The sequence below is a fragment of the Paenibacillus sp. XY044 genome (assembly GCF_002257645.1).
Lineage (GTDB): Bacteria > Bacillota > Bacilli > Paenibacillales > Paenibacillaceae > Paenibacillus_AQ.
The window spans coordinates 1,432,119-1,451,476 of record NZ_NQMO01000001.1; the positions used below are offsets into that span (position 1 = coordinate 1,432,119).

At 52.3% G+C, this 19,358-nt stretch carries 15 protein-coding genes; 11 read left to right on the plus strand and 4 right to left on the minus strand.

The window, feature by feature from the left end:
- Positions 1 to 48 precede the first annotated feature (48 nt).
- Both CJP46_RS06640 and CJP46_RS06645 read right to left on the minus strand, forming a co-directional pair.
- The gene (locus tag CJP46_RS06640) at positions 49 to 1,275 is read right to left on the minus strand and encodes an epoxide hydrolase family protein (protein WP_094594765.1); all 1,227 of its coding nucleotides are present in this window, start codon (positions 1,273 to 1,275) and stop codon (positions 49 to 51) included.
- Positions 1,276 to 1,339: 64 nt separating this feature from the next.
- On the minus strand, positions 1,340 to 1,723 hold the full coding sequence (locus CJP46_RS06645) for a MarR family winged helix-turn-helix transcriptional regulator (RefSeq protein ID WP_256992213.1): 384 nt from the start codon (positions 1,721 to 1,723) through the stop codon (positions 1,340 to 1,342).
- 245 nt (positions 1,724 to 1,968) lie between these two features.
- On the opposite strand from CJP46_RS06645, the gene CJP46_RS06650 reads away from it, so the two are divergent.
- Complete coding sequence (locus CJP46_RS06650) at positions 1,969 to 2,889, plus strand: VanW family protein (RefSeq protein ID WP_094594767.1); 921 nt, start codon at positions 1,969 to 1,971, stop codon at positions 2,887 to 2,889.
- Between the two features lie 57 nt (positions 2,890 to 2,946).
- Here CJP46_RS06650 and pdxR read toward each other — a convergent pair whose 3' ends face one another.
- Positions 2,947 to 4,383, minus strand: a complete 1,437-nt coding sequence (pdxR, locus tag CJP46_RS06655; protein WP_094594768.1) for a MocR-like pyridoxine biosynthesis transcription factor PdxR — start codon at positions 4,381 to 4,383, stop codon at positions 2,947 to 2,949.
- A gap of 118 nt (positions 4,384 to 4,501) precedes the next feature.
- Here pdxR and CJP46_RS06660 point away from each other — a divergent pair, with 118 nt between their 5' ends.
- The 4 genes from CJP46_RS06660 to CJP46_RS06675 all read left to right on the plus strand — a co-directional run bounded on the left by CJP46_RS06660 (position 4,502) and on the right by CJP46_RS06675 (position 7,488).
- Positions 4,502 to 4,822, plus strand: a complete 321-nt coding sequence (locus CJP46_RS06660) for a hypothetical protein (RefSeq protein ID WP_143812926.1) — start codon at positions 4,502 to 4,504, stop codon at positions 4,820 to 4,822.
- 253 nt (positions 4,823 to 5,075) lie between these two features.
- Positions 5,076 to 6,308: an RICIN domain-containing protein gene (locus CJP46_RS06665; RefSeq protein ID WP_094594770.1), complete on the plus strand. Its 1,233-nt coding sequence runs from the start codon at positions 5,076 to 5,078 to the stop codon at positions 6,306 to 6,308.
- 223 nt (positions 6,309 to 6,531) lie between these two features.
- Complete coding sequence (locus CJP46_RS06670) at positions 6,532 to 6,909, plus strand: VOC family protein (RefSeq protein WP_094594771.1); 378 nt, start codon at positions 6,532 to 6,534, stop codon at positions 6,907 to 6,909.
- A gap of 186 nt (positions 6,910 to 7,095) precedes the next feature.
- Entirely contained in the window at positions 7,096 to 7,488 is a 393-nt protein-coding gene (locus CJP46_RS06675) for a YkvA family protein (protein ID WP_094594772.1), read from the plus strand.
- Positions 7,489 to 7,565: 77 nt separating this feature from the next.
- On the opposite strand, the gene CJP46_RS06680 is transcribed toward CJP46_RS06675, so the two are convergent.
- Positions 7,566 to 8,432, minus strand: a complete 867-nt coding sequence (locus CJP46_RS06680) for a helix-turn-helix domain-containing protein (protein ID WP_094594773.1) — start codon at positions 8,430 to 8,432, stop codon at positions 7,566 to 7,568.
- A gap of 133 nt (positions 8,433 to 8,565) precedes the next feature.
- On the opposite strand from CJP46_RS06680, the gene CJP46_RS06685 reads away from it, so the two are divergent.
- The 6 genes from CJP46_RS06685 (at position 8,566) to CJP46_RS06710 (ending at position 19,322) form a co-directional block, all read left to right on the plus strand.
- Positions 8,566 to 9,327, plus strand: coding sequence for an SGNH/GDSL hydrolase family protein (locus CJP46_RS06685; RefSeq protein WP_094594774.1), 762 nt, complete (start codon positions 8,566 to 8,568; stop codon positions 9,325 to 9,327).
- Positions 9,328 to 9,388: 61 nt separating this feature from the next.
- Positions 9,389 to 11,698 carry a helix-turn-helix domain-containing protein gene (locus CJP46_RS06690; protein ID WP_094594775.1) on the plus strand — a complete coding sequence of 770 codons (2,310 nt, stop codon included), beginning with the start codon at positions 9,389 to 9,391 and terminating at the stop codon, positions 11,696 to 11,698.
- A 220-nt stretch (positions 11,699 to 11,918) separates the two neighbouring features.
- On the plus strand, positions 11,919 to 12,953 hold the full coding sequence (locus tag CJP46_RS06695; RefSeq protein ID WP_256992214.1) for an ABC transporter permease: 1,035 nt from the start codon (positions 11,919 to 11,921) through the stop codon (positions 12,951 to 12,953).
- 15 nt (positions 12,954 to 12,968) lie between these two features.
- Positions 12,969 to 13,853 (plus strand): carbohydrate ABC transporter permease, encoded by an 885-nt coding sequence (locus tag CJP46_RS06700; RefSeq protein WP_094594776.1) that lies wholly within the window; start codon positions 12,969 to 12,971, stop codon positions 13,851 to 13,853.
- A 38-nt stretch (positions 13,854 to 13,891) separates the two neighbouring features.
- Positions 13,892 to 15,400 carry an ABC transporter substrate-binding protein gene (locus CJP46_RS06705; RefSeq protein ID WP_094594777.1) on the plus strand — a complete coding sequence of 503 codons (1,509 nt, stop codon included), beginning with the start codon at positions 13,892 to 13,894 and terminating at the stop codon, positions 15,398 to 15,400.
- A 145-nt stretch (positions 15,401 to 15,545) separates the two neighbouring features.
- On the plus strand, positions 15,546 to 19,322 hold the full coding sequence (locus CJP46_RS06710; protein WP_094594778.1) for an Ig-like domain-containing protein: 3,777 nt from the start codon (positions 15,546 to 15,548) through the stop codon (positions 19,320 to 19,322).
- Positions 19,323 to 19,358 lie beyond the last annotated feature (36 nt).

Consider the following 19,358-nt stretch of genomic DNA (forward strand, 5'->3'; position numbering starts at 1 on the left):
TTCAAATCATAGAAGAAGGGCCACCCTTTGCGGGCGGCCCTTCTTCAGTTACCGGCGGCCGCGAAAGGTCCGCCGCAAATCATCAACCCACTGCTCAGGAACTTCCCACGGTATAAAGTGTCCTCCTTCCTCATGGGCTGTAATGTTCACATGGTTGTACCACGCAGCGCGGTCGGTCTTGAGAAAATGATCGACGCGTTGATCGGTCGTCACGCCGGGTGGATTTTCGTAGCCGACGAAAGTGATGCCGGTCGGCGCTTCAATAACAGGCTGGCGTGGATGGGAGGGCTCCCATGGATACCGGTTGTTATTGGCATACACACGCATTGACGTTTCGATGGCGTTATTGACCCAGAAAATCATAGCGTGCGTAAGCAAATCATCTTTGGAGAACACTTGTTCAATGCTGCCTTTGTTGTCGCTCCACTTGATCCAGCGTTCGAGGATCCAGGCGAGCATGCCGACGGGGGAATCACCGAGTCCGTAAGCGAGTGTGCCTGGATCCAGAACGTGCACGGCAAGATGCGAAGCAAACCGGCGATCCAGCTTCAACATTTGATGGCGGATCTCTCCAGGCAGGTCTTCCGGAATCGGTCGTCCGCCGGCATAATCCCAGGCGCGTTCCCCGTTAAAGAAGTCCAGTTTGAGAGCCGAACCGATATGAATTCCATAAAGCTCGGCTCCGTATTTATGCCCGAGTTGACCGGTAACCAGCGCGCCGACATCGCATCCGGCAGCAGCATACTTCTCGTATCCGAGAATGTCCGTCATAAGGGTGTGCCACAGATCGGCCATCTTCCAGAAGTTCATGTCCGGATGGTCGGGAAGCGGAGCAGAGAAGCCGAAGCCCGGCAGGGATGGGACGATGACGTCAAAAGCGTCGGAGGGATCACCTCCATGCGCGCCCGGGTCCGCGAGCGGATCCACCACTTTGGACCAATGCCAGAACGTCCAGGGCCAGCCATGGGACAAAATGAGGGGAACAGGGTTTGGCCCGGCTCCGGGCTTGCGCATAAAATGGACAGGCACACCTTCGACTTTGACTTGGTAATGCTCATAGGCGTTGATCGCCTTCTCGGATTTACGCCAGTCGAATTCGTGAATCCAGTATTCGACGAGCGTTTTCAGATCATCGCGGCGTACGCCGTAGTAACCGTCTTCATTGCCGGCATCGAGGGGCCATCTGACAGAGGTAAGACGACGGTTCAGATCCTTCAGCACTTCGTCGGAAACATGGATGGGACTTGCTTTAAGCGGAAAAACGGCATGGGACATAGTTTATCCTCCTCTGACGTGATATGGAGCTGACGAAAAGGCGCACGATCAATCGAAAAATCCGCTAAGCGTCGCCGGCAATCTCGACCAGCCGCCTCAATGCCGGGATGGCGCCAGCTATCGCCTGTCTCTCTTCAGGCGTGAGATGTTCGGCAAAACCGGCAATCCGTCTGATCCGTTCCTGGCGCCGGGAATCGATCACGTTAGCTCCCTGGGGGGTAATATGTACGAGAACTACGCGCCCGTCATTCGGATCGGACCTTCGTTCTACGAGACCGTCCCGTTCCAGCCGGGTTACAATTTGCGTGATCGCCGACTGGGTAACCTGCTCCGTAGCGGTCAGCTCCGTCAGGCGCATCGGACTGGTTTGGGTCAGCGTGTGCAGAACCGACAATGTGGTAAAACTCAGCTTATCAATGGAAGGCAGGCGGATGTTAATTCGGGTCAAGTTTTCAATCACTTTGACGAAATTAGCGACATCCAGTTCATTGGCGTGATGTTTATTTTTCATGTCTTGATTATATAATCAACTTATATAAATGTCTAATATAAATGGGATGGTTGAAATGTGGATGTGAATGATTTTTGTGGATTCGCATCATAATAGCAGGATGAAAGCAGGATCTGCTCCAAACACCATGATGAAACGAGTGATGAGGCTTGAGATGGATATCCGCGGCATGCCTCCTGTTCATGCTGCTGCAAAACCCGACTGCAGATCAAGAACAGGCACTGGATAAGCTCACAGTCACCCATGAAGGAAAAACGATATCCGTACTCAAGCGGGATGCGCACGCCTTTGGGGTTTTTCCACTATTGGATAAGGAACAATATAACGAGTGGGTTAACGAACTGGACCGGAAAACCTATAAAGAAGCGCAAAACGCCAGATTTGATGCCAGCGGGCGCATTGTCGAGGGGCAGAACGGGTATAAGCTTGACCGCAGGGCCTTTTTAATGAAGTATTATGCGTATCTGTACGAGACGAGCGGGCCGGCCGTGATTGAGGTTCCGACCTATCCGATATACCCGAGAGTCGATACGGAACTGCTCGCTTCCTTGCGTTCCAAGCAAATCGGTTATTATATTACATATTACAACGCCGGCAACCGAGACCGATCGCATAATATTGCCCTGGCGGCCGAAGCGATTGACGGTACCGTTATCTTTCCCGGCGAAAGGTTTTCATTTAACAGGGTGGTTGGCATACGAACGACGGGAAAGGGATACCGCCGGGCCGGTGTCATTGTACGGGGCGAATTATCCGAAGGCGTAGGCGGCGGCATCTGCCAGGTGTCCTCGACCTTGTTTAATGCCGCCGATCGGGCAGGGCTGAAGATCGTGCAGCGGTATTCCCACAGCCGTCACGTGCCTTATGTCCCTTCAGGCCGAGATGCAACGGTAAGCTGGGGCGGACCGGATTTCGTATTTGACAACGCGTACAACCAGCCGGTCCTTCTGCGCGCATTTGCAGGTGGAGGCAGCATGGGCGTGTCCATTTTCTCGTCAGACGTCATCGAATACTTCCCGAAAAAGGTCCCGAGCATTTCTAATCATCTGCCTGAAGAAATACGCGACATTTCCGCAAGCCCGACTCCAAGCCCCGAGCATTAAAATTAGGCCGCAAGCTTACAATTGACACGATTTTCACTTCCCCCATATCCAATGAAGTTAACTGCTCAGGCTCCGCAGGGCACGGGCAAATCCGGCGATGCCTTGTCCAATGCATTCCGTCTTTGCACGCGCGAACGTAAAGCGGACATATCCGGAATCGGAACCGTATACGCTGCCAGGCACAAATACGACACCGTTTCGGATCGCCGCTTCCAGCAGCTTCGCATCGTTTACTTGAGGAGACAGCTTGCACCACAAATGATGTCCGCCTCGCGGAATATGGAATTGAATCAATCCCGGCAGTTCCTTTTGCAGCGCTTCGATCAGAAGATCACGTTTATACATCAGATTTGCACGCAAGCGGCCAAGATGAGGTTCAAAAAAGTCCGATTCCAAAAACTGCGCCGCCACCTGCTGGGGAATGACACTAAGTCCAAAATCCATCTGCTGCCTGGCATCCGCCAATCTCTGCACGACGGAATTGGGGGCAACCATCCAACCGATTCGCAGTCCCGAAGCCGCGATTTTGGAAAAAGATCCGATGTAAATGACGGAACCGGACGTATCGGTCGATTTTAAAGGCAAACGCGATAAACCTTCATAGTCGGTTAGACTGTAAGGATCGTCTTCGACGATGGGCAGTCCCAGCTCGCTTGCGATATGAAGGAACTTTAGGCGCCTTTCGCCAGATAGAAGCGCCCCCGTTGGATTTTGAAAATTCGGAGTAGTAAAGATCATCTTGATCCGGTGCTTCTGGTACAATGCACGAATATCTTCCGGTCTCATGCCGTCTTGATCTACGGGAAGCCGGAAGATTCTTAGCCCAGCCGACTGAAACATCGGCAGCGAATAACAATAGGAAGGGTCTTCGATTGCGACGGCGTCACCGGGGGACAGCAGGCATTGCGTGATTAAAAATAAGGACTGCTGAGATCCTGACGTAATCAGGATGGACGATTCCGTCGCATGTACTCCGCGGTATTCGGCCAAATATTGAACCAATGCTTGCCGAAGCGGGGTATATCCCTGCGGGTTGTCGTATCCCAAATACGAAGCATATTGATGGCTGCTCATGATTTCACTGATTTCTCGGGTCGGGGCCAAATCCGCCGCAAGTTCTCCGCTCGCAAAATCGACTAGGGAAGGATCCTGGTTCAGGGCCTCCCGAATTCTCCGGAGAAAAGGAAGGTTCGGAAGAAAGCTTCCGCCTTCGGCATACCTGTTCCAGTTCGGTGTATGTTTAGGCGAAGCGCCCCATTTGAATTGGCTCACCCGGGTTCCGCTGCCGGAGCGGCTTTCGATAATTCCTAGCGATCGGAGTTCCGCAAAAGCCTGCACGACCGTGCTCCGGTTTACGCCGATCTTCTCGGCCAGTTTCCTTTCCGAAGGAAGCAGGCTGCCGGGCGGAAATTCTCCGAACGAAATTCGCTGTTCGATGTGGTCGGCAATTTGCTGATACAGCGATTTTTTACTTTGACGGTCAAGTATCCACAATGTTTTCACTTCCTCGAAAAACAATTGATCGGCTCATTTTGATCATACCTTCCAATATATCTTATTTGCTTAACCATTTCCGTCTTTTTCCCGCCGAAAGTATTGCGATTTATTGAACATGGCCGGTTTATTTATTGAAATGGATGGTCCGGGAACGATTTCAATGGCTGGTGTGCTCACGCCCGATGGTGATTATAATGAAACTGCATCAAATCTACTAGACGGGCGGGTGAACAGCATGGTCTGGCTTATGGTTCTTGCCGTGATCGTTTTAATATGGGGACTCTTCGCAACGATGAGAATTGGACAATCCCAAAGCAATAAAGAACAAAACCCACAATATTTCCAGGATACGGGCAAAAAATGGTTTAGGCTTCTCGGCTTCTATTTAATCAGCATCGTTGCAGCAGCCATACTTATCATGATATTGATCAAATAAGACAGCATGAGCAGATGAACAAATAAATGTAAAATATTATAAATAAAGGTTGTTAATGTTATTCGAAACGGATATACTATCAATGTAAGCGCTTGCTTTAATAGATTGAGACTTCTAGATTTCCCTGCCGTTGTACCAATCCAAGCATAAAGCGAGGTGATTTCCGTCCCGATGGCGGGCTCTTTGATGATACAGCGATGATCTTCCTTAAAGTGTCTGTGACGTTTTCCCAATATGATGAGGAGGGAACAAGATGCTGAAAAAAGGATTATTCGGAATCATCATGATCAGTCTTATGATAGCTTTATTTCCTGTCAAACAGGCGAGTGCAGCTCCGAACTGGAAGCTGGTATGGAGCGATGAATTCGACGGAACTTCGCTGAACCGTTCCAATTGGACTCCGGAGATCGGCACCGGCAGCGGCGGATGGGGAAACAACGAGCTTCAATACTATACGGACCGGTCGCAGAACTTGCAGGTTACCGGAGGAAATCTGGTGATTACGGCAAGAAAAGAGTCTTACGGCGGAATGAATTACACCTCGGCACGAATCAAAACGCAAAACCTGAAAACTTTCACGTACGGCAAAATAGAGGCAAGGATCAAGCTGCCTTCCGGGCAAGGCCTGTGGCCGGCGTTCTGGATGCTGGGCAGCAATATCAGCACGGTTGGATGGCCATACAGCGGGGAAACGGACATCATGGAGCGGGTCAATAACAATCCCTACGTTAACGGCACCGTTCACTGGGATGCGGGTGGGCATGCGGAGTACGGCAGAGTATCGGGCAACCTCGATTTTTCCCAATACCATGTGTACAGCGTCGAATGGGATGCGAAGTGTATCCGCTGGTTCGTCGACGGGCAGCAATTCAATGAATTCTATATCGAGAACGGCACCGGAAATACCGAGGAATTTCAGCGGCCGTTCTTCCTGCTCCTGAACCTTGCGGTCGGCGGCAACTGGCCGGGTGCTCCGAACGATTCGACTCCGTTCCCGTCCCAATTGCTCGTGGACTATGTCCGCGTATATCAGGACAATGGCCAGTCCAGCGCGATCAGCAACGGGGTCTATACGTTGGCCTCCAAGGCGAGCGGAAAAGTGATGGATGTGGTCGACGTGTCCATGGCGAGGGGGGCCAAAATCCAGCAGTGGACGAATTATACCGCCAGCAACCAGCAATTCCGGATCGAAAGCACGGGTGACGGTTATTACAAGCTTACAGCCGTACACAGTGGCAAGGTGCTGGATGTCCCGAATTCGTCAACGGCGGCCGGTGTCCAGCTGCAGCAGTGGGATGACAACGGAACGAACGCGCAAAGATGGAGCATCATCGATGCAGGAGGAGGATATTACAAGCTGGTTTCTAAAGTTAGCGGGCTCGCCGTTGACGTATCCGGTTCATCCACAGCGGATGGTGCGGCCGTTCAGCAGTGGACGGATAACGGCACGGATGCCCAGAAATGGGCCTTAACCAAAATCAATTAAGGCTCGATCAAGCAGTCCTCTTTCGGACTGCTTTTTTTGTACGTGGCTGCTGAGAAACGCCTTTCATCAGATGCGCAATCGATAATAAACCTATGGATTGTTGACATGCTATAATACGAAGAGATTATGATGCGAGAGGGGTTCGAAGCATAGGGATTTCTCTTGCAGTCAATCATGAGAACGAACCCTATTCCATTTTCGATCTAAAGGAGAGTAAGCACAAATGATCAATAAGCTCGGTCAAGTGATGCTGTATGTGAACAATCAAGATCAGGCAGTGCAATTTTGGACGGAAAAGTTAAGTTTTCGTGTCATTTCTGAAGAAAACAATGAACACATGAGATGGATCGAAGTGGCCCCGGCCAAGGAGGCAGGCTCCAGCATCGTTTTGCACGATAAGGATACCGTCGCGAAAATGTCCGCCGGCGTTAACCTCGGCACGCCTTCTTTAATGTTTTTCACCGAAGAGTTGGAAGCGTTGTATCGTGATTTAACCGATAAACAGGTCACGGTTGGCGAAATCGTCGAGCTGCCTACGGGCAGAGTGTTTAACTTTGCGGATGACGAAGGAAATTACTTTGCGGTGATGGAAACAAAATAACAGCCGCATGATACGGCCGGATGTACGGGCGATGGAAGCGATCCATCGCTCTTTTTAAATAGTAACGACATGGCTTCTTTGATTGGCTGGGGCAAAAACAAGGAACAAATCAGAAGCTTCCCGTTACAACCGGAAACATTAGAACAACAACCGCTAAAACATTTCATGCCAAGGAGATTGGAAGACATGATGGAACAACTCAAATCTTGGGCCAGACAATTAAAAAGACAGGTATTCGTACTCTATTTCGCTTATCGGGACAAACGCTCGCCATGGTATGCAAAGCTATTTTCTATGTGCGTCGTTGCCTACGCATTCAGCCCGATCGATTTAATACCGGACTTCATACCCGTCATTGGCTATGCGGATGATTTGATTCTGATTCCTCTGGGCGTGTTGGCTGCGATCAAAATGATGCCAGAAGAGGTCATTGAGGACTCCAAAAAGAAAGCGGATATACGCATGAAACAAGGGAAACCGGCAAATTGGGTTGCAGGCGGCATCATTATAATCCTATGGACAGCTGTGATTGCAGCGGTATTGATTTATCTGTACACCCATTTGATTGAACCTCTGTGATCCATTGAGGGGCCCAAGGGCAGGCTCCGGATTCCTGATAGATCGGCGGTTTGAAGTATGGCACAGCCCCAGTGTATTTATGTCGCCCCCAACTTTTCCCGATACTGTGATGGAGTGCAGTTGTATACCTTGCGGAATTGACGGGCGTAATAGTTCTGATCCCGAAAACCGCTTTCGAGCGCAACCTGGGAAATGGACAGGCCTGGATGGCGCAGCAGTGTGCACGAATAATCCAGCCGCTTGCGAATGATGTAATCCATCGGGGTTGTGTGGTAGTTGCGTGTAAAGACGCGCTGAAACTGACGGGTGGATAGAAAGGCCTTGTCCGCCATCTCTCGCAGGGTGATTGGCTGGAGAAAATGCTCCTCAATGTATGTGACGGCTTCACCGATCCGCAGCGCCTTGTTATCTTCCGGTCCGCTGCCGATCTGATAATAACGGGAAAGCAGGCTGACCAGGGCGGTAAAATAAGAGCGAATCATTAGACGGTATCCTTGCGGCCGCAGTTCATATTCGGCCAAGATTGAGTCCAGCAACCGGGTCGCTTCTTGCAGCTGCGCTTCATTCAAAGTCAGCATGCCCTTAAAGTTCATTTCCTTGCGATAGAAAGGTTCGATGTAGAAGAGCGCCTGAAAGCCCGGCATCAGTCTCAGCTCGGATAGCTGCAGCAGCTGCTCGGGCTGGAACATGACATTGATATATTCGATACCGTCGACGTTTTTGTATCCATGGGAAACGCCGCTGTGAATGAAGAATACTTGGCCGGCTGTAACGGGGTATTCCCTCCCCTCAATGATATGAACGGCGCTGCCCGCCAAAATAACGACGAGTTCGGAGAAATCGTGGCTATGCACGAAGAATTCGTGGGTTAACGGACATTTTTGGATGCGGAAAGTAAATCCCGGCTCGAGCCCGATATCCATTGCAAACAGTCTGGTCATCATGTCCAAATTATGCTAAACATTGACGGCATCGTCAAGGCGAAGATCGGTGTCCCGCGCTACCATTAAGTTTACGGGCCCATGCATCGCATATAGATCATACATAGGCTTAGGGAACATCAATGGGGAGGTACATATGGATATTTGGTGGAATGAAAAGACGAATCAACCCGTGAAACCAGTTATTCTTTTTCTGGGAGACAGCATTACGGCCAGCGGTCATTATATCCGGTACACCGAAGCTTGGCTGCGGCAGCACCGGCCGACATTGGAGGTAAAGATGCTTCCGTGCGGCGTACCCAGCGAAACTGTGTCGGGACTCAGCGAGGTGGCACATCCGTTTCCACGCCCGTGCGTACACAACCGGCTCCGGGTCGCGCTTGAGACGGCGTCCCCCGGGATCGTTGCCGCCTGCTACGGCATGAACGACGGAATCTACCATCCTTATTCACAGGAGCGTTTTGCCGCCTACCAAGCGGGAATGCATCGTCTAGTCGAACGCAGCCGAGGGGCAGGAGCAAAGGTGGTGCTGCTGACGCCGCCGCCGTTTGACCCGTTCTCCATGCATGCCGAGCTTCAGCCCGAAGACGCACCGGATTTCAGTTATCTTGCTCCTTTCGAAGATTATGATCGCGTTCTGGACCAATACGCCGCGTGGCTCCTGTCTGCTGGCGATGTGGCCGACCAAATCATCGACTTTCGCGGTCCGCTGCTGGATCATATAAAGCATCAAAGAGCGCTGGATCCAGCCTACATCTCCGGAGACGGCATTCATCCGAACCGTGGCGGCCACTGGGTCATGGCCCGGACGCTCCTCAAGGAATTGTTCGGCGCTGAACCCGGTAACATTCCCGACGTGGATGCGGTTTGGAGATCGCTGTCAGAAGAAACGGATTGACACATAAAAATCAACCGGATTATAGTTAGGTCACTCCAATATACGCAGGGAGAGAGGAACGATGAACTTGCTGCAAATGCTGCGGACACGGAAATATTTACAGCGGATTTTGCTCTGCTTTATGCTCGTTGTCGCCACGCTGGCGGTGGCCTCCCTATTTATGAACGCCGTCGCACGCGACAAGGTACTCAGCCTCCAGAACGAAGCCGACCGCAAGCTGCTGACTCAAATCAACTATAATATCGAAAACATGAACGGCATCGTTAAGGACTTGGCGGTATCCTTGTATAACGACGAAGAGCTGATCGCACTGAAATCCGGAGCGGATTACAAGCAGAGCATTCTGAAGATCGAACGTCTGAATCAGACGGTTGCGGCGTCTCCATATCTGCACGCAGCCGTCTTTTACAATGGGGCGCAGCACCGGTTTTTCTCATCGCTCAATCATGATATGGACAACAGGCTGCTGTATCAAAGGCTGGCGGATTATATGTCGTCCCGCAGCGACCTTCCGAAGCTTCAGCTGATTCCCATGGATCTGGACGGCCGGAATGAGGGGATTGACGTGTTCGCTTTTTTCATTTATGACGGGCCCTCCTTAGGTTCGGTAAATGACAACGTCCGGATTTTGACGGTCAAGCCGGGATGGATGCTGGATAACGTGAAAGCGCTTAATCGTGTTGCAGAGCGGGAGAAAGATATGCTGTTCGTGACTGATGGCGACGGGCGCATGCTGATCTCCAATGACCGGACGCTCCCGGAGGGGCTGAACGTAAAAAACGATTTGCTTCCGCGGATCAATGCATCCGTGAACACGCTGGACTCCTTTATCTATAAGCACGGTCCGTATAAATACAAAGTTACGTATTTGAGCAAAGGACTGAACAACTGGCAAATCGTCAGCCTTCAGAATTATAACGACGTGCTGGGCAGCGTCCGGCAAATGAAGTGGACGGAGATGGTCGTGACGCTGTCCGTCGCGGTACTAGCCGTGCTGCTGTCCATATTCTTTTCTTTGCGGCTGTATAAGCCGGTCGGTCAGCTGTTGACACTCGTACCGCCGCAGCGGCGCGATGCTCCTCCGGCGAAGGATGAGCTGTCAATCATCGCAGCCAACGTAACGGAAATGATCGGTAAGTTGAAGGGGCTAGAGCAGGAGAGGGCATCACAGTGGAACATCGCCAAGGTCTATCATCTGCGGAGCCTGATCGGGCTCAGCGAAGGCGTGAACGAACTGGAGTTTCAGCGGATCCGGGAGCAGTATGGAGTCGATATCACTTATCCATCACGGCTCCGGCTGGCTCTAGTCCAGATTGATGACGTGCAAAGCCTTGCCCGCGGCCAGGGATCGCAAGCGGAATCGCTGCTGTATTTCGCCATTTCCAATATTGGGCAAGAGTTGTTTCGCAAGCAGGGATCCTGCGAGGCCGCGGATATGAAAAGCGGGCATCTCGTCTTTATCGTCGGCGGCGAATCGAAGGATCTTGTTTCGCTCGCCGACCGCTTTCGGGAGCTTCAGCAGACGATCCTTCAATATTACCGGGTCACCTTCACGGTAACGCTGAGCGACACTTTTGAAGATTACCGCGAAATCACGATGCATTATAATCTGGCTGTTCGCCACGCCAATTACCGCATGGTTTTCGGCAAGGGTGCGGTTATTGAACCGGAACGGGTTCGAAGCAGTGAGGTAAATGATACGTTCCACATCCCTCAGGAATTGGAGCGGCGCCTAACGGAAGGATTAAAGAGCGGCGATCTGGAAGAGACCGAGCAGGCGATCCGGAACTGGAAAGAGCTCATCGGCGGATTCAGCTTCGAGAATATGTACTCCGCACTGCTGCATCTGGCAGTCACGCTCAGCAACACGCTGGGTGAGATGAACCATCATAATCTGAACCCGGTATCGGTCAATGTTCAGGCCATCAACCGGCGAATTCTTGAGAAAGAAACCTTGGATGAAATTGAAACCGTGCTGCTCGATGTTGTTCACGAGGTATTCGAACAGCGCCGGAACGGGCGCGAAGACAAGAACAGACTGCTTGCCGATACCGTAAAGGAAATCATCGACAAACACTTTGCCGACCCGGACCTCAACGTGCAGCGGATCGCTGACATGCTGAAGATGAGCTCGGTCTATATTGGTCAGGTGTTCAAGGCGCAGGAAGGAACGACGGTTGTCGATCAGATTAATGCCACCCGTCTGACTGAGGCCCGGACGTATCTGGAACAGCAGGAGATGACCGTAGCGGAAATTATGGAAAAGGTCGGCTTCGGCAACGAAAGCTATTTTTACCGCTTATTCAAACGACGTTATGGAACCACACCCAAAGAGTACCGCCTGAAATCGGCCATCAAGAGAAGCATATGATTATGATGAAGACCCGCCCTGGAGACTTCCTCCCAGGCGGGTCTTTTTCATGCCAAGAAGAGACGGCAGCCCTGTAAATACAGGAATCCGGCATCTATACAGCCCGCCAGTACAGTGATCCTGCAATTGTACAGTACGCAGCAGTAAGGGGTTTGCGTTATCGTTAGACGTGCAAAGCCTGACACGAGGCAGAGTGCATAGGAGGAAAGGGGCTTATGATATGTTGAACAAGGTTTCACCGGCGGGTGACGCAGAAAAGAGCCGGATGGCGCCAGCACCGGGGCAATCCGGGCCATTACCTTCACCGGACGTTCCGCCAAAACAGCGCAATAACAAATCGATCATTCGGAAGGAGCTGCGCCATTTCCGCAATAACCGGGAGCTTTTCCTGCTCTCATTGCCGGGAATATTGTATAAGCTGATATTCGCCTATATTCCGATGGTCGGGCTCATCATCGCCTTCAAAAACTATCGGTATGATCTGGGCATTTTCGGCAGCAAATGGGTGGGACTGGAAAACTTCCGTTATTTATTTTCTACTGATACCGCTTGGCGGATTACTCGCAATACGGTGCTGTACAATGCTGCCTATATCGTGGTTACCACCGTGGCGGCACTGCTGTTAGCCATCCTGATGAACGAAATCAAGCAGAAATGGAGCAGATTTTATCAGACCGCCTTGTTTCTGCCGCATTTCTTGTCCTGGGTACTGGTCGGTTATGTAGCGTATGCCTTCTTGAACCATGCCGACGGGTTGATCAACCGTACCCTGCAAGCGTTCGGGATGGATCCGGTCAGCTGGTATCAGAATGCGGCGCCGTGGCCTGTCATACTCATTGTGGTTCATTTATGGAAAGCCGTCGGGTTCAATACGCTGATCTATTTCGCCGGAATTTTGGGGATCAACGGAGAATACTACGAGGCGGCTCGGATCGACGGGGCGACCAAATGGCAGATGGCCCGAAAGATCACCATTCCGCTGCTGTCACCGCTGGTCATCATTCTGCTGATTTTGTCCATCGGCAACATGTTCCGCGGCGATTTCGGACTGCACTATTTCATTCCGAACAACTCGGGCTTTCTGTACGGGTCCACCGACATTATCGATACCTACGTGTACCGCGCTTTGCGGGAAATCGGGAACGTCAGCATGTCGGCGGCTACGGGCTTTTACCAGTCGGTTGTTGGCTTCGTACTGGTTCTGCTGGCCAACGGGATCGTGCGCAAAATCAATCCCGACCATTCCTTATGGTAAGGAGGTGACGTAAAGGTGACTAAAACATTTGAGCTGTCCAAAGTATTGATCAACCTGTTGTTTATCATCCTGTCCATCTTGGTCGTGCTGCCGTTTCTGCTCGTCATTGCCGTGTCGCTCACGGACGAAAAAGCATTGTCCCGGGACGGATATCAATTCATCCCGAAATCGTTCAGTCTGGAGTCATACCGCTATCTGCTGGATGCCCCGGATGTGATGATCAAGGCATACGGGGTTACGATCACCGTGACGGTGATCGGATCGCTCGTCGGTCTGCTGTTGACCGCGATGACCGCTTACGTCATTTCCCGGCCGGATTACCGCTATAACCGGATGACGACCTTTTACGTATTTTTCACGATGCTGTTCAGCGGGGGACTCGTTCCTTCTTACATCCTCATGACCCAGTACCTGCACCTGAAAGACAGCCTGCTGGCACTCATTCTGCCAGTGCTGCTGTCACCGTTCAACATCATGGTCATGAAGGGATTCATGTCCAAAATTCCGCTGGAAATCATCGAATCGGCGAAAATGGACGGGGCGAGGGAGTTCCGGATTTTCTTTCGCCTCATTCTTCCATTGTCCACGCCGGCCTTGGCCACATTAGGCCTGCTGATCTCGTTCTCCTATTGGAACGACTGGTTTAATGCGATGCTCTACATTGACGATCCGGGCAAGGTACCGCTGCAGCTGCTGCTGGTCCGGACGCTGAACAGCATTGAATTCATCACGACGAATACCGAGTTTGCGTCGCAGCTGGGCATCGACCTGGCGAGCTTTCCGAACAATTCCGCCCGGATGGCGATCGCGGTGCTGGCCGGAGGGCCGATGCTGGTCATCTTCCCGTTCTTCCAGCGGTTTTTCGTGAAAGGGCTTACGGTTGGCTCCCTCAAGGGTTAACATACAAACAACGATTATAAAAACAGGAGGTCACACACATGAAGAAAAAGTGGTTTGGCGTGCTGGCGTTTATTCTGCTGGCAGCGACCGTCCTTGCCGGATGCGGCGGCGGAAAAAGCGCGGACGGCGGCGGAGAGTCGGCCGGAACGACCGATGCGAAAAACGAAAGCGGTCTCAAGCCCGTCGAGTTGACCTGGTATTATCCGCTGTCTCAGCTTCAGCCCGATCAGCAGAAGGTACAGGACGAAGTCAACAAAATCGTCAAAGAAAAAATCAACGCCACCGTCAAGCTGATGCCGGTCTCGATTGGCGATTATGTGCAGAAAATGAACACCGTGCTTGCGGCGGGCGAGAAGTTCGACATACTCTGGACCGGCTACATGCTGAAGCCGGAGGAGCTGGTTCGTAAAGGGGCCATACAGCCGCTCGACGATCTGCTGAACCAATACGCGCCGGAACTGAAATCCGATGTGCCGCAGGTAATGTGGGACGGTCTTTCCGTCGACGGGAAGATTTACGGCATCCCCAACCAGCAAATCAACGGTTCCCGCTACGGATTTATCGTGCTGAAGGAGCTTGCCGACAAGTACAAACTTGACACCTCGAAGATTAAAAAGATCGAGGATATTGAACCGTTCCTGAAGCAGATCAAGGATAACGAACCGGATATGATCCCGTTCGGCGTGTTCGGCACCGATTTCATCAACCCGCAGGTGCACGACGACAAATACTGGATCGTGCCGGGACTCGATGACCACTTCTACATCAAAACGGATGACCCGACGTATACGCTCTACCGTTATCCTGAAGAAGAGCTGAACAATTTCCGCCTGGCCAGCAAATGGTACAAGGAAGGCTATATTTACAAGGACGCGGCTACCGTCAAATCGGGCGACTTCAAAGGCAAGATCGCGGTGGATTACCACATCGTCCTGAAACCGGGCGTCGAAGCCGAAATCAAAGCAAGGAACGGCGGTCACGACGTGGTTATCATCCCAATCAGTAACTGGTTCTCCAACGGCTACTCGGCCACCACCAACCAATCGATCAGCCGCACTTCGCCGAACCCGGACCGGGCGATGATGCTGCTAAATCTCGTGAACACCGACAAGGAATTGTACAATCTGCTCTGCAACGGCCTGGAAGGCGTTCATTACGAGAAGCAGACCGGCGAATACATTAGCGCCCTCCCGGATTCCCGCTATAAGCCGAATATGGACTGGGTGTTCGGCAGCGTATTCAATTCCTACCTGAAAGAAGGCCAGCCGGAGAACGTCTGGGAAGAAACGAAGAAGATCAACGTAACGGCCGAAATCAATCCGGTCGGCGCCTTCAAATTTAATTCGGAGCCGGTCAGCACCGAAATCGCCAACCTGAACGCCGTTTGGGGCGAATACAAGCGTGGCCTCGTGACCGGGACGCTAGATTTTGACGAAACTTGGCCCGTGCTCTACGGCAAGCTGAAAGAAGCGGGCGAAGATAAGTACGTGGAGGAGGTGAAGAAACAGTTCGAACAATTCCTGAAAGACAAGGGGTTGAAAAAGTAAGAAGTACAGGAAGTACATTGGAAAGTATAGAAGCACAAGCGGCGCACGGATAACGGGGAGAAACCTGCTGTCATGGACGGCTTCATTGGAAGCATACGACGGGACCGAGGCCGTCCCTATTCCATGCTGAAAGGAAAGAGAAGCCATGGCAAAAAAACGGTTGCTCGCGGTACTCGCGGCCATCGTGCTGATCACGTTTAACCCCACTCCGCCGCCCGCTGCAGCGGATGAAGCCGTCGCCAAACCAACGGGAAAGTCGCTTTATGTAGCCACGAACGGCAGTGATACGAATAACGGTTCCAAAAACCATCCGTTTAAAACGCTGGAGAAGGCAAGAGACGCCGTCCGCAAGCTGAAAGCAGAGGATGGCCTGCCCGCCGGCGGCGTGACGGTATACCTGCGGGAAGGGCGGTATGAACGATCCTCCAGCTTCGATTTGAACCAGCAGGACTCCGGCGAAGCCGGGAAGCCGATCAAGTATACGGCTTATCCAGGTGAGAAGGTGGTCTTGTCCGGATCGAAGCGACTGGATAAATCCGCATTCGCGCAGGTCACCGACCCAATCATATTGAACCGTATCATCAGCCCCGAGGCGAGAGAAAAAGTGCTGGTGGCCGACTTGGCCGGCCTTGGGATTACCGATTACGGCGAGCTGAGCCGCCACGGGTACTTTCTTGCCAACGATCTGAGCAAAGTTCCGCCGATGGAACTGTACGTCAATGGACAGGGCATGACCTTGGCGAGATGGCCGAACCAAGGGACGGTACAAATGGATGAGATCATCGATCCGGGCCCGACGCGGAAGGATCCGAACGGGGAGGTACATACGCGCGGAGGAACCTTTTCCTATACGTATGACCGGCCACAGTACTGGACCCAGGCGGACGATATTTGGCTGGACGGAATTTTCGGCTACAGCTGGGAATGGTCCTACAACAAAATCGCCTCCATTGACACGACTGCCAAAACCATCACCCTCCGTTACGGAGAGATGAGCGGTTTGCTCAAAAACTGGTATCCGGATTTTCATTTTGCGCAAAACCTGCTGGAAGAAATCGATATGCCGGGCGAGTACTATATCGACCGTCAGGCGGGGAAGCTGTATCTTTTGCCGAACGCCGAATTTACAGCGGCGAACCCGACGATCGAGGTTACGATGCTGAAAACGCCGATGATCAATGCGCTGAACGCTTCGTACATCGACATCTCCGAACTGGTCATGGAAGATGGGCGCGACTCGGCAGCGGTCATTATGGGTGGCAGCCACGTACGTATCATGAACAGCGAAATCCGCAATTTCACGAACAGCGGCGTGCTGGTCAATACGCAGAGCCGATTTTATTACAATGATTTTCAGGGCGTGCCGGGAACCGACCATGCTATCGTCAGCACGCACATCCACCATATCGGCGGGACGGCGGTCACGCTGACGGGCGGTGATAAGACGACGCTCCAGCCGGGAAACAACGTCGTGGAAAATTCGCATATTCATGATTTTGCTTATTACCATAAAGCATACAATCCCGGCGTTCTTCTTTCCGGTGTCGGCAACCGTATGGTGCATAACGAACTGCATGACGCGCCTCATCCCGGTGTGCTGGTTTTCGGCAACGACCATGTCGTGGAGTATAACAATATATACGATGTCTGCAAAACCTTCTCAGATCTTGGGGCGATCTACATGAACGCAGGCGAAACTCCACAGCAGCGGGGGACCGTCATCCGAAGGAACTATTTTCACAATATTGGAGAAAGCAAGGCCGGTGTGGAGGGCGTCTATCCCGACAATTTCACCATGGGGCTCCAGATCGACGAAAACATTTTCTATAAAATGGGCAACTCGGCGATCAAGAACAACGGAGGCGCGCATATCCAGGCCCGCAACAATATTTTTGTGGACAGCAAGGTTCCGTATGATTACGCGGACATCTACCTTGGGGATCAGCCGGACAATCAAATCCCGAAAAACTACATGCCGAAATGGCAGGCGTTGTTCGCCGCAAACAACGATTTTGTCGGAACGCCTTATTTGACGAAGTATCCCGAGCTGGCCAACTTCTTTACGGAAAACCGCTATTATCCCGATACGAACACGTTCCAGGGGAATGTCATCTACAACCCGACCATTCCGCGCAGCACGACGACCAATGCCAACGGAGCTTATGACAAATTCGGGCTGATTCAGTATGCCAATAACTTCGTTACGACGGAGGATCCGGGTTTTGTGGATCTGGCGGGCGGAGATTTGACGATGCGGCCGGATGCCGCCGTATTCAGCGCCATACCAGGCTTTCCTAAGATCCCGTTCGGTGAGATCGGTATCAACGGCAGAGCCGGTACGAGCACCGGGGAGGACAGCCATCCTGTTCAGGGGGTTGCCGTCTATAGCGAGGAAGTTACGGTGGACCGCTGGAAAACGGTCAAACTGCAAACCGCGGTCCTGCCATGGAATGCAGATCATCCGGCTCTGTCTTTCACATCCGCCAATCTCGGGATCGCAACGGTCGATAACGCAGGTGTTATTACCGGACAGTCTGTCGGCCAAACCGTGATCACTGTGGCATCTGTGGAAAATCCGCAGTTGACGGCTTCAGTCAATGTAACCGTTGAAGCCGGCGACGGCATTATGGACTACACCGATTTCGAATCCGGCGCAAATGGATGGCCCGTGGACGCCAACCGGAGCATCGTGAAAGTGGATGAAAACCGTTGGTACAAATTACTGAACGGCGCGTCCGCGCTGAGCAGCAAAAAGTTCTCCGATTATGAGCTGAGCTTTACGCTGAAGACGCCGGAAACTCTGGGTGATAACGCCACATTATACATTTTCGACCGTCAGGCAGGCAGCGGATCGAGCCGCATCGGGTACAAGACACGGGCGGATGGCACTTCTTCCTGGCTGCTGTACAACTCGGCGTGGACCGTCTTGAAAGAGGTCAAGATGCCTGAGCATGATTTGAAGCCGGGCACGGAATATGCGGTCAAAATGCTCGTTAAAGGCGGCGACATCAGCTTGTATGTGAACGGCCACTTCCGGCTGAAGGGCACCGATCCAGGGCACAACGCGGAGGGTCAGGTCGGTTTCTATGTTAACAACGTCAGCGACATGATGTTCGATGACATCCAGTTTAAGGCGCTGAACACCGATCTGGCCGGCATCATTCCGGCGGAAAGCCAGGTTCGGCTGGCTGCCGGAGAGAGCAGGCAGCTCCAGCTGGAATTTGATCCCGCGGATACGCCGGATTCAGATGTGACCTGGCAATCGGCCAATCCGGCCGTCGCGGAAGTGAACGATACAGGCATCGTCAGCGCCGTATACGAGGGCGAGACGGTTATTACGGCCGTCTCCAAGGTTAACCCGATGATTAAGGCGGACATGACAGTTACAGTCTCGAATGTGATGCATGAGACCGACTTTGAATCCGGAGGAAACGGGTGGCCTGTCGACCCCAACCGCAGCATTGCCGCCGATCCGGACGGGAACCACCGCTATAAAATTGTAAACGGCGCCACCGGCTTGTTGGATCGAGACTTCTCGTCCTATCAGCTTGAATTCAAGCTGAAGACGCCTTCCGTTATGCCGAACGACGGAGTTATGTACATTTTTGACCGCCAGGACGCCGCCGGTTCCACCCGGATCGGTTACAAAACAAGGGCCGACGGCACCTCGGCTTGGATGCTGTACGACACTGCATGGCAGAAGATCAAGGAAGAGGCACTGCTCGTACAAGACCTGCAGCCGGATACCGAATACAACGTCAAGACGGTCGTCAAAGACGGCGACATCCAGCTCTATGTGAACGGAGAGCTGAGACTGTCCGGCACCGATCCGGGTCACAAACCTACCGGAAAGGTCGGTTTCTATGTGGGTGGATTCGATTACATGCTGTTCGACGATATCCGTTTCTCAGTGGTGCCTTAAAGCTTTCCTGGAGTTGTAAGTTCTCTTCGGCGCTCT

Coding starts and splice junctions, on each gene's coding strand:
- CJP46_RS06640 (WP_094594765.1), bottom strand. CDS start 1,275: ATGTCCCATGCCGTTTTTCCGCTTAAAGCAAGTCCCATCCATGTTTCC.
- CJP46_RS06650 (WP_094594767.1), top strand. CDS start 1,969: ATGCTGCTGCAAAACCCGACTGCAGATCAAGAACAGGCACTGGATAAG.
- CJP46_RS06660 (WP_143812926.1), top strand. CDS start 4,502: ATGGCCGGTTTATTTATTGAAATGGATGGTCCGGGAACGATTTCAATG.
- CJP46_RS06665 (WP_094594770.1), top strand. CDS start 5,076: ATGCTGAAAAAAGGATTATTCGGAATCATCATGATCAGTCTTATGATA.
- CJP46_RS06670 (WP_094594771.1), top strand. CDS start 6,532: ATGATCAATAAGCTCGGTCAAGTGATGCTGTATGTGAACAATCAAGAT.
- CJP46_RS06675 (WP_094594772.1), top strand. CDS start 7,096: ATGATGGAACAACTCAAATCTTGGGCCAGACAATTAAAAAGACAGGTA.
- CJP46_RS06680 (WP_094594773.1), bottom strand. CDS start 8,432: ATGATGACCAGACTGTTTGCAATGGATATCGGGCTCGAGCCGGGATTT.
- CJP46_RS06685 (WP_094594774.1), top strand. CDS start 8,566: ATGGATATTTGGTGGAATGAAAAGACGAATCAACCCGTGAAACCAGTT.
- CJP46_RS06690 (WP_094594775.1), top strand. CDS start 9,389: ATGAACTTGCTGCAAATGCTGCGGACACGGAAATATTTACAGCGGATT.
- CJP46_RS06695 (WP_256992214.1), top strand. CDS start 11,919: ATGTTGAACAAGGTTTCACCGGCGGGTGACGCAGAAAAGAGCCGGATG.
- CJP46_RS06705 (WP_094594777.1), top strand. CDS start 13,892: ATGAAGAAAAAGTGGTTTGGCGTGCTGGCGTTTATTCTGCTGGCAGCG.
- CJP46_RS06710 (WP_094594778.1), top strand. CDS start 15,546: ATGGCAAAAAAACGGTTGCTCGCGGTACTCGCGGCCATCGTGCTGATC.